The organism is Oleiphilus sp. HI0067 (assembly GCF_001635735.1).
This window is the reverse complement of the sequence record NZ_LWFI01000715.1, coordinates 1-9212: the sequence shown is the minus strand read 5'-3', so window position 1 is coordinate 9212 and position 9212 is coordinate 1. Positions and strand designations below refer to the sequence as shown.

Annotated in this window: 11 protein-coding genes; 5 read left to right on the top strand and 6 right to left on the bottom strand. The window is 44.1% G+C overall.

What is annotated here, in order from left to right:
* Positions 1-357, bottom strand: a 357-nt coding sequence (locus A3739_RS08000) for a DUF3450 family protein (RefSeq protein WP_197472189.1), incomplete at its 3' end; no start/stop codon positions are given.
* 630 nt (positions 358-987) lie between these two features.
* Between A3739_RS08000 and A3739_RS07995 the strand changes: the two genes are divergently transcribed.
* From A3739_RS07995 to A3739_RS07985, 3 genes are read left to right on the top strand one after another with little or no spacing between them, the layout of a single operon-like run.
* Entirely contained in the window at positions 988-1515 is a 528-nt protein-coding gene (locus tag A3739_RS07995) for a MarR family winged helix-turn-helix transcriptional regulator (protein ID WP_156493295.1), read from the top strand.
* Positions 1512-2294: a triacylglycerol lipase gene (locus tag A3739_RS07990; RefSeq protein ID WP_068479920.1), complete on the top strand. Its 783-nt coding sequence runs from the start codon at positions 1512-1514 to the stop codon at positions 2292-2294. The genes A3739_RS07995 and A3739_RS07990 overlap by 4 nt, the downstream gene beginning before the upstream one ends.
* Positions 2295-2297: 3 nt before the next feature.
* Positions 2298-3095: an alpha/beta hydrolase gene (locus tag A3739_RS07985; RefSeq protein ID WP_068479918.1), complete on the top strand. Its 798-nt coding sequence runs from the start codon at positions 2298-2300 to the stop codon at positions 3093-3095.
* A gap of 140 nt (positions 3096-3235) precedes the next feature.
* Here A3739_RS07985 and A3739_RS07980 read toward each other — a convergent pair whose 3' ends face one another.
* A complete protein-coding gene (locus A3739_RS07980) occupies positions 3236-3526 on the bottom strand; it encodes a YebG family protein (protein ID WP_068476864.1) in 291 nt (96 codons plus the stop codon).
* Between the two features lie 164 nt (positions 3527-3690).
* Between A3739_RS07980 and A3739_RS07975 the strand changes: the two genes are divergently transcribed.
* Positions 3691-3909 (top strand): hypothetical protein, encoded by a 219-nt coding sequence (locus A3739_RS07975; RefSeq protein ID WP_068479915.1) that lies wholly within the window; start codon positions 3691-3693, stop codon positions 3907-3909.
* A gap of 248 nt (positions 3910-4157) precedes the next feature.
* Complete coding sequence (locus tag A3739_RS07970; RefSeq protein WP_231876795.1) at positions 4158-5063, top strand: histone deacetylase; 906 nt, start codon at positions 4158-4160, stop codon at positions 5061-5063.
* A 249-nt stretch (positions 5064-5312) separates the two neighbouring features.
* Here A3739_RS07970 and A3739_RS07965 read toward each other — a convergent pair whose 3' ends face one another.
* The 4 genes from A3739_RS07965 to A3739_RS07950 all read right to left on the bottom strand — a co-directional run bounded on the left by A3739_RS07965 (position 5313) and on the right by A3739_RS07950 (position 8892).
* The gene (locus A3739_RS07965; RefSeq protein ID WP_068479912.1) at positions 5313-5666 is read right to left on the bottom strand and encodes a DUF6488 family protein; all 354 of its coding nucleotides are present in this window, start codon (positions 5664-5666) and stop codon (positions 5313-5315) included.
* A gap of 26 nt (positions 5667-5692) precedes the next feature.
* Complete coding sequence (locus A3739_RS07960; protein WP_082868974.1) at positions 5693-6409, bottom strand: HupE/UreJ family protein; 717 nt, start codon at positions 6407-6409, stop codon at positions 5693-5695.
* Positions 6410-6555: 146 nt separating this feature from the next.
* The gene (locus A3739_RS07955; RefSeq protein WP_068500975.1) at positions 6556-6960 is read right to left on the bottom strand and encodes a hypothetical protein; all 405 of its coding nucleotides are present in this window, start codon (positions 6958-6960) and stop codon (positions 6556-6558) included.
* A gap of 165 nt (positions 6961-7125) precedes the next feature.
* Positions 7126-8892 (bottom strand): acyl-CoA dehydrogenase family protein, encoded by a 1767-nt coding sequence (locus tag A3739_RS07950; protein ID WP_197472187.1) that lies wholly within the window; start codon positions 8890-8892, stop codon positions 7126-7128.
* Positions 8893-9212 lie beyond the last annotated feature (320 nt).

Genomic DNA, 9212 nt, shown 5'->3' with positions numbered 1-9212 from the left:
CTGCGCTAGTTTGAAAGGAAGATCTTCCTGCACTAGCTCTTTTAGTCGATCGACCATCACAACAAGCAACGGCAGCATGGCTTGTTCAGTTTCGGAAATAGAATCAATCTGCTGCTGCAGTTCTACCTTTTCCTTTTCCTGCGCCTGAATCAAGCGACGCATTTGAATATTGTAGGCTTTAACAAGATTGAGTTGACGCTCGGCTGCTAGAACTTCATCTACTGTTTGACGCGTCTTTTCAGAGAGCTGATCGATTCTAGTTTGCGACGCGGATGCAACTTCATGTGACGACCGAGTTAGCTTCAAAACTTTTTCAAGCATTTCTTCCGACAACGCTGGGAGTGAAACCGTTACCAAGCAAACCAGGGCCATGACGCGAACAACAAATCGCCGCACACAACCGAAAAGAGACATGCAGTAAAAAAACATAAACCGAACACTTAAAATAAATTGAATGGACTTATTACAAATGAGAATGATTATTATATAGAATTTTATTTACAGCGCAAAGCTTAAGATAAACTAAGTCAAAAATTTAAAGTTCCAAGACCAATACGAAGGGAATGACATCGAATTAATGCTGATTAAAATCTGAGGACTAATCATCACCATGCCTTCAAGTCGTGAATAAAACATACGTGTCATTGCAGTACTGCACGACCTGAATCATGTCCTGAAATACTGCGACAAAGCACTGTTAATTGACCAAGGACACGCCTTGCAAACGGGCTGTGTTGAGGAAGTACTCTGCCGTAAGAATATCGAACAGTGTTGGCAATATACGACCGAGTTTGTAAGAACTTCCGAAGGGAATGCGCTTATTATTTAAGGCTTAAGCATGAGCCATTAGTTATTATGGTACTAGCATGTAAGATATTCACTCAGACCCTACCTCTTGTTTATTTCACCCGATAAGCCTGATCCAAAGCCCGTTTAGTTCAGTATTGAACCATATTGATTGAATATTCAACTAATTAAGGCCAGATCTTGCACACCCAAAGCGATGCATCAAACCGACTACTTGCCTGGAAACACCTAGTCGAGGCATATCAAACCTGCCATCAAAAATATGCCCGTATGATGAGCCACTTCGATCTTACGGTTTCACAATTTGATGTACTTACTGGAATCGAGAGCTTAGGTGACAAGGCCACGCCCAAAGAAGTAGCCAAAAGGCTATTGGTGACGAAGGGCAACATCACCAGCGTAACTCGTCGTCTATTAGAAAGAGGTTTGATTCATCAAAAGTCACACGCTCTCGACAAAAGATCCATCATTTTGGAATTAACAGACTCAGGAAAAAGTCTGTTAGCGAATGCCAAGCTAGCGGCCAAACAATTCGTTGCGCAACAACTAGCCCCCTTCTCACAAAGTGATGTGGATTTAGTCGGCAACTTGATGCAACAAATGCGATCTCATTTGAATTCCAAAGATTTCGATTTCGCTGTCCAAGGTATTGTCAGTCAACACACCAGCGAACAAATGAATCTCTCATCAATGGATACCCCACAATGAGCACTACACATCAACTTAGTACCCCGAGTTTTAAGAATGGCCTGCTGGAATACCGCGCCGCACTTGACCTAACTGCCCTACCCGCATGGATGTCATATTTGAGCGTAAAACAGCAAAAAGATATAGGCAAAGGCCGTCACGTATTTGTTCTGCCTGGTTTCGGTGCTAGTGATTCAAGCATGAAACCACTCCGGTTTTTCCTAGAACGTCATGGGTTTAAAGCAATGGGCTGGGGACTTGGAGTCAATCGTGCTGGCCTAGACAAAGATTATGACCTGCACTCCATGGAATGGGAGTTACCTCCTCCTAATCCTCATAATGGAGAGTTCGGTGTACCTCATCTCTGCGGTCTAATGGCTGAGAGAGTGAAAGAGTTTTACGAACAAACAGGAAAGCAAGTTTCGCTAGTCGGATGGAGCCTTGGTGGCGTAGTTGCCCGAGAAGTAGCGAGAGATTTACCCGAAATGGTCGATCATGTCGTAACGCTGGGCACGCCGCTTACGGGCGGCCCAAAATATACTGCGGCCGCACCTATCTTGGCCAAAAAAGGCTTAGATCTGGACTGGATTGAGGCTGGCGTCGAAGAGCGAAAAAAGAAGCCCATTCAATGCAAGCTCAGTGCAATTGTTAGTAAAACAGACGGCGTCGTTGATTGGTCTGCCAGCGTATTGCCCGAAGACCAACAAACACGATATATCGAAGTGAACGTTTCTCATTTAGGAATGGGGTTCAATCGACAAACCATGTCACTCGTACTCAAAGAACTGCAACAGGACTAAGCGATGCCTTCAAACATAAATGCGCTTAACATCGATACAAGTACGCCCATTCTGTTTGTTCCCGGCGCTATGTCCGGTTCTTGGATTTGGGAAGATAATTTTGCTCAGCACTATAGAGCGATGGGTTTTAAAGTTCATTGCATGACCTTCAGCGGGCATCATTTATCTTTTAAGGAACGGCTTAAGCTAAGGTTTAATGACTACGTCGATGAATGCATTGAAGCAATCGAAAGCTTTGATAAGGCACCGACCGTCATTGGCCATTCTCTTGGTGGACTTGCGTCCCTTCACGCCACTGCTCACGCTAAAGCCCATGCATTGATCTTAATGTCGCCTGTGCCAATTTCTGGAGTTGTCGGTTCGATGAGCTCTCTCGCTAAAAAGTCACCAATCTCTCTCGCCAAATTTATTACCGCCGCGTGTTATGCAGGTATAACCCGCTACGGAACACCCCCGATAGGAATATATTCTAATACATGCGACACAGCTGATGCTGACAAGGTCACCGCCCAGCTGAGGTCCGAATCAATTCCAGTATTAATGAAATTACTATCACCTCCAAAATTGATCAGCACCAAACTTCATCCAAGCAACATATTGTTTCTAGCTGCCAAGGGAGATCACATTATCCCCCATACCGAAATTCAGAAAAGCGCAGATCAACTCGGCGCGGATATAAAAATATACGAAGGCCTAAGCCACACCTATCAGGCTGAAAGCTGCTGGCCGGACATCGCTGACGATATTCTGCAGTGGTTACATCAATCAAACATGAAAGACTACCAAGCGAGCGCGGCGTGAGCGCTAAGCTGTCTTTCAACCTCGTCATGGCCTACTTATACAGCGGTCTATTATTTCTCTAAAAAACCAGTAGGGTTTGATTGGAATCCTGAGCACCGCTTTTGTTTCACGTATTCGCGGTCACGTGCTCACGATGCAAATCAAGCCTGCTTTGTTTCTAGCTTTACAACTTCTGCCTTTTCTTCTTCAAGCAAACTTTCGGCATCAACTCCCTTAAATAGTTTTGCCACCTTCTCTTTGTTTTTAGACAGCAAAACAGACAGATCTTCCAGTAAGCCATCATCAATATCTACACCCTTAGCTTGTATAAAAGTAGCAAGGTTGTCTGCTACATCTAGCATCTTGTCGTAGCGATCTGCTTCTCTTTTGTCTGTCGTCACTAGCTTTTCAACCCCTTTATGTTCAACCACATAACGCGTAATGATCGCCATGATTTGCTCCTATTTTTAATTCGTGTGAATACACTATCACAAATACTGTATATACAAACAGTATAATTATTAAATTTTATCATTCAAACAAAGAAACCTTTTAAACCGATCCATTGAACCTCAATGTATAAAAGCAGAGTGGATAGCGTAATAAGGAGCATCGAATGCCAAATTCAAACAATAAACGAATGGGTATCAACGAAATGTCGGCAATCACAACCATGATCGCCAATGGTGAGCTAGAGAAACTGAGGCTAGCCTTGCTCGACAAAACACTCAAAGAGCTGGAGCTAGACTATTTGCTTGACTTAGCTCAGCTCAAAAATAATCCAGAGATCACCAAGCTCTTAAAGCAACATGCGGATACTAGCTTTAGATTCTAAGGCTGGGTTCGTGGGGCTGCCGGCAGACTAAATGGTAGCCATCTCGATCGAGGAAGAGTTATACAATTGCAGAGCTAAGTTATTGGCTAGATACCATGCAATACTTCATTTGTTAACGCGATCTTGATTCATTACCGCGTAACAAAAAACGTTGAAAATACCGCATGACTTCATACTTGTTATGTCATTGGCCTATATTTCATTTCTAGATTCAACTAAAAATAAGGGAGCATCACGATTTGAAGCGCGTGCCTTTGGTTTATCATCCGAAGTACAGTTACCCTTTCGACAGCAAACATCGTTTTGTCATGTCTAAGTTTGAGCGCTTGTACGATTATTGTTGCAATGCAGGGCTTGTAGCATCTAACGAACATCAACCATCCGCGGCGCGAATTGATGAACTTACTTTATGCCACGCTTCTCGCTATCTCAATGATTTGACTCATAACACACTAGACCCCAAGGCTTTGCGTCGTATAGGCCTACCGTGGAGTGAAGCTCTCATAGAGCGGACGCTCATCTCCCCAAACGGTACTCTGTACGCTGCCGAATTAGCCATAGAGTTTGGCGTAGGCGTGCATTTGGCGGGTGGAACACACCATGCGCATTATGACTTTGGCTCTGGGTACTGTTTGCTTAACGATCTCGCGTTTGTGAGTCGCACTTTAGTTGCTCGAGGGCAAGTTCAACGTGTCTTGATCTTCGATTGCGATGTGCATCAGGGCGATGGTACCGCAGCCATACTGCAGGAAGATGAGCAGATATTTTGTTGTTCCGTGCATTGTGAAAAGAATTTTCCATTCCGCAAGCAGGAAAGCGATTTGGATGTCGGCCTCTCCGTTGGGATGCGTGACATGGAGTACCTCCATATCGTTGAGCAAACGCTCGTGCGGTTGCTCGAACACTTTCAACCCGACATTGTTTTATACGATGCAGGCGTTGATGTATGGAAAGGCGATGCGTTGGGGAACCTTAATATTTCGCTGGAAGGGATTCGCGCACGAGACGACTTAGTGCTTGAGCATTGTCTAGATCGAGCGATTCCAGTTGCTACAGTGATTGGTGGTGGCTACGACCGTGATCATGACGCGTTAGCTAGGCGACACGGCATTATTGTTCATGCGGCACAAGACGCCTTTGCACGCTTTGCATAGCACGCTTTCTCTGACATAGTTCTTTAAAAAATTTGCAGCAGCATATTCTCTTAGAAATAGGTCGTTATTTCTCAACTCTAAAAAAAATGTCGGTTCCAATCATAGTAGGTTTGGCAGATGGATGCCGACTAACGCCTGATGCACATAAGAACCAAAAAACCAGACACCCGTCAAAACGAACAAACCCCGGTATAAAAACCGGGGTTTGTCAGCGATCTGAAAGGAGGTGTTCGCACCTCCTTCGACTACTTATTGCCCCGTAAAGTTAGAAGCTAAGTACTTTCCGTTGATGGTATAGAAAATATAAAGCGTCTGATTTGCTGGGTCAGCAATCGCATCATTCTTAAATGAAACAACCCATTCAGGACCATGTCCAAACGATTTTTCTTCGACAGAGCTAGCCGTAACCTCCGCCCAAGAAGCATCGATCTTCCCTCTATTAACGAGCTTTTGAACATGTGCCGATGCTTTATCAACAGCTTGTTCGCTTGTTATTGGGTCATGTTGATGATCATGAGAATGATCATGCCCCGGCCCAGCTAAAGCAAACTGGCTGAATATGAGTACCGCACCAAGCAGTAATGTTCTAATAAAGTTAATCATAATGTCTCTCTTTAAAACTTTGTTGTTCAGTCAATTGAATCGTGATGAGTTTTAGCTGGGACTTTCATCGAACTAGCATCCATTTCCTCATGGGCATGTAAATGATTATCTGCGCTGAAACCAAAATCATCAGGATGCTGCTCGTGCGAATATCCATGCAATTGCTGCAACAGAAGTAATATCCCTAAAGACATTAGAAATACATTTGCCGCATTAATAAAGTTAGTGAATGATTTTGTCCTACGCCACCCTGCAAGGAGAGCCACCATCACAGCGAGTACCGCTATTTGTCCAAGCTCTACACCAAGATTGAACGAAAGAATTTTAAGCACTAAGCCTTCTTCTGCGAGAGGCAGCATTTGCAAGCGCGTCGACAATCCAAAGCCATGAATCAAGCCGAATACAAATACCATGATCAGCAGATTAGGCGAAGCCACATTCAAATACTTCTTAAATCCTCCAAGATTATCGAAGGCTTTGTAGATGACGGTTAGCGCGATTACAGCATCAATCAAATAATAATTTGCCTGAACATGATACAGCGTCGCAAATAGCAACGTGATTGAATGACCAATAGTAAAAGCAGTTACAAACTTAACAATATCGTTAAATTTGGTAAGAAAGAAAACAACGCCGAAGAGGAAGAGTAAATGGTCGTACCCAGTGACCATATGGCTGGCACCCAGCTCCACGAAATCCCAGTTTGTGGCCTCAAGTGCCTTTGCCTTATCCGCCTCAGACATACCATGGCCAAAGACGAAACTACATAAAAAATACATACCAATAGCGACAGGCCACCGGTATTTTCTCAATACAGATAACATTGTGTACCTCAATAATAAATCTTAGCTTTCGCTAATAAAAAAATGATTTAAACCTAAGAGAACAACTATATTGGAGGCGCCCTAGCCTGAGATGAAAAATAGAATCGGAAGATAACGGGAACAGGAGCATCGCCTCGATAATCTTCAACGACAATCGTCTGTTCACGGTAAACATAATCGGAGCTTAGATAAGCTTGGGAGTCATGATCATTCAGCTTCTTCCCATTCTTTACGGTCCAGTCTTGGCAAAGCTCAACTACCTCACTAGTATGAGGTGCGATTTCAGCCGCAAATGCATCAACATGATGAGAAGAAATACTGTTCGTATGTATTAACTGAGAATGGGTGTGGTCATGACCATCATGATCATGATTCGAACCCAAATGGATATGCGCCGAAGCCGATTGCATTGATAAGAAAGCAATCGCTAAGAAAAGTTGCCAAATTTTGCTCTTCAAAATATCGCGCACGGGATTCCGATTATGAAAAATTTTGCAAAATTATATGTATGCCAGTGCGGGAATACTACCCACAAAATATGATTAATTATTAAAAAGCGCAGTTTAAAAAACACTGGACTATAAACGAAAAAACCGACCCTAAGGTCGGTTTTCTAATGCAAGGTCAAGAATTTATTAGAACTCTGCTTCAGCAAGATCCATCAAGGTAGCTTTACCTGCTTCGACATCTGCCGCTAGCTGATCCATCTCAGGAAGATACAGGCGATAGAAGTGGTTTGCTGCTTTCACTTTTCCTTCTAAGAAGTCTTCAGAGAAGCGCGATTTCGTACCGTCGTCTTGAGTTTGCTTAGCCATCTTGGCCCACATTACAGCCAAACTAGTTAAAGCAAACATGCGTAGGAGCGGTGTTGCTGCTGCGCCCGCTTCTTCTGGATCGCTCATCACTGTTTTCACCAATCCCATCAAGGTTTGGGTCAACTTCGCGATGAACTGCTCAGCTTGCTTCTTATGCTCTGGCAATGCATCAGCGATCAAGTCATTCATTGCTGCGATATAAGTGCGAGGTAAACGACCGCCGCGCATCGTCAGCTTACGTCCGATCAAATCAAGCGCTTGAATACCATTTGTGCCTTCGTAGATACGTGCAATGCGTCCATCACGTAATAACTGCTCTACTGGCCAATCTTGGGTGTAACCGTTACCACCCATAGACTGAAGTGCCGCATCTGCGCTGAAGTAGCCTTCGTCAGTCAAGAATGACTTCACGATTGGCGTCATGATCTGGAATAAATCATCTGCTTTTTCGCGATCCGCTTCTTCTGGAGCTGCATGTGCTAAGTCTTGCTGATAAGCAGCCCAATACGCCATTGCACGGCCAGCTTCAATCAACACCTTTTGCTTAAGCAGCATACGACGTACATCTGGGTGAACAATAATTGGATCTGCTGGACCATCTGGGTTTCTAGGGCCAGTCAATGAACGGCTCTGCAAGCGGTCTTTCGCGAAAGCCAAAGATACTTGGTAACCGGTTTCAGCTAAACCAAGACCCTGCATACCTACCATGATGCGCGCAGCGTTCATCATCGTAAACATGCACTTCAAACCTTCATTCTCTTTACCAACAAGCCAGCCTTTCGCACCCTCAAAGTTCATGACACAAGTCGCTGATCCTTTTATCCCCATTTTGTGTTCTAGGCCGCCACAGAACGCAGGGTTACGTGAACCATCTTCAAGGAATTTCGGAACCAAGAACAATGAGATGCCCTTACTTCCTGCAGGCGCATCCGGAAGCTTTGCCAACACCAAGTGAATGATGTTATCAGTCATATCGTGATCGCCGCCTGTAATCCAAACCTTGTTACCGGTGATCGACACACTACCGTCCGCTTGCGGCTCAGCTTTAGTTTTGATTAGACCAAGATCTGTACCACAATGTGGTTCTGTCAGACACATCGTGCCAGTCCACTCGCCCGCAATAAGCTTCGGCAAATAGTAAGACTGCTGGTGTTCGTTACCGTGCAATGTTAGAGCGTCAATAGAGCCGTGAGACAAACCTGGATACATACCAAACGATAAGTTGGTAGAGCAGCACATTTCATCAACTACTACTTTCAAGAAGTGTGGCAAACCTTGTCCACCATGCTCAACGGGTGAAGCGAGACCGCTCCAACCACCTTCTTGGTACGTTTTGTATGCTTCTTTAAAACCAGAAGGTGTTTTTACTGTTTTCGCTTCTGGGTCGTAGACACACCCTTCCCTGTCACCTGATGCATTGATCGGTTGAAGTACGTTTTCTGCCAATTTTGCAGCTTCTTCAAGTACAGCACGCTGCATGTCTTCTGTCGCGTCGGCAAATTGCTCGATGTTTGCGATGTTGCTGGCTTTAAGAACTTCAAAAAGAACGAAGTTTATGTTGTCCATTGGCGCTTTATAATGATTCACGATCTACCTCTTCACGTATTGAGTTTTCGTTTATTTCCGTGGGTCGTGCTGCTATACGCGCTCAAACGTACTTTGGGTTTCTCGTAGTGAAAAAAAGTCCGTTGAAAAACAACGGAAAAAACGAAGTGACAAATGACAATACACAGGTATTGAGATATATCTTCATTTGTCTGATGTTCGGATTGAAAGGCTTAGTTAAGCATTGGAGAAATTTTGAGGTGATCTTTTATTTTTTCTTCCGCTTCAATGAACAATTTGTCTAAGGGTGTAATCGCGGAGGACGCTAGATCAAAGAAAGTCTCGGAAGTCACAGATTTCAA

Coding starts and splice junctions, on each gene's coding strand:
- A3739_RS07990 (WP_068479920.1), top strand. CDS start 1,512: ATGAGCACTACACATCAACTTAGTACCCCGAGTTTTAAGAATGGCCTG.
- A3739_RS07985 (WP_068479918.1), top strand. CDS start 2,298: ATGCCTTCAAACATAAATGCGCTTAACATCGATACAAGTACGCCCATT.
- A3739_RS07980 (WP_068476864.1), bottom strand. CDS start 3,526: ATGGCGATCATTACGCGTTATGTGGTTGAACATAAAGGGGTTGAAAAG.
- A3739_RS07975 (WP_068479915.1), top strand. CDS start 3,691: ATGCCAAATTCAAACAATAAACGAATGGGTATCAACGAAATGTCGGCA.
- A3739_RS07965 (WP_068479912.1), bottom strand. CDS start 5,666: ATGATTAACTTTATTAGAACATTACTGCTTGGTGCGGTACTCATATTC.
- A3739_RS07960 (WP_082868974.1), bottom strand. CDS start 6,409: ATGTCTGAGGCGGATAAGGCAAAGGCACTTGAGGCCACAAACTGGGAT.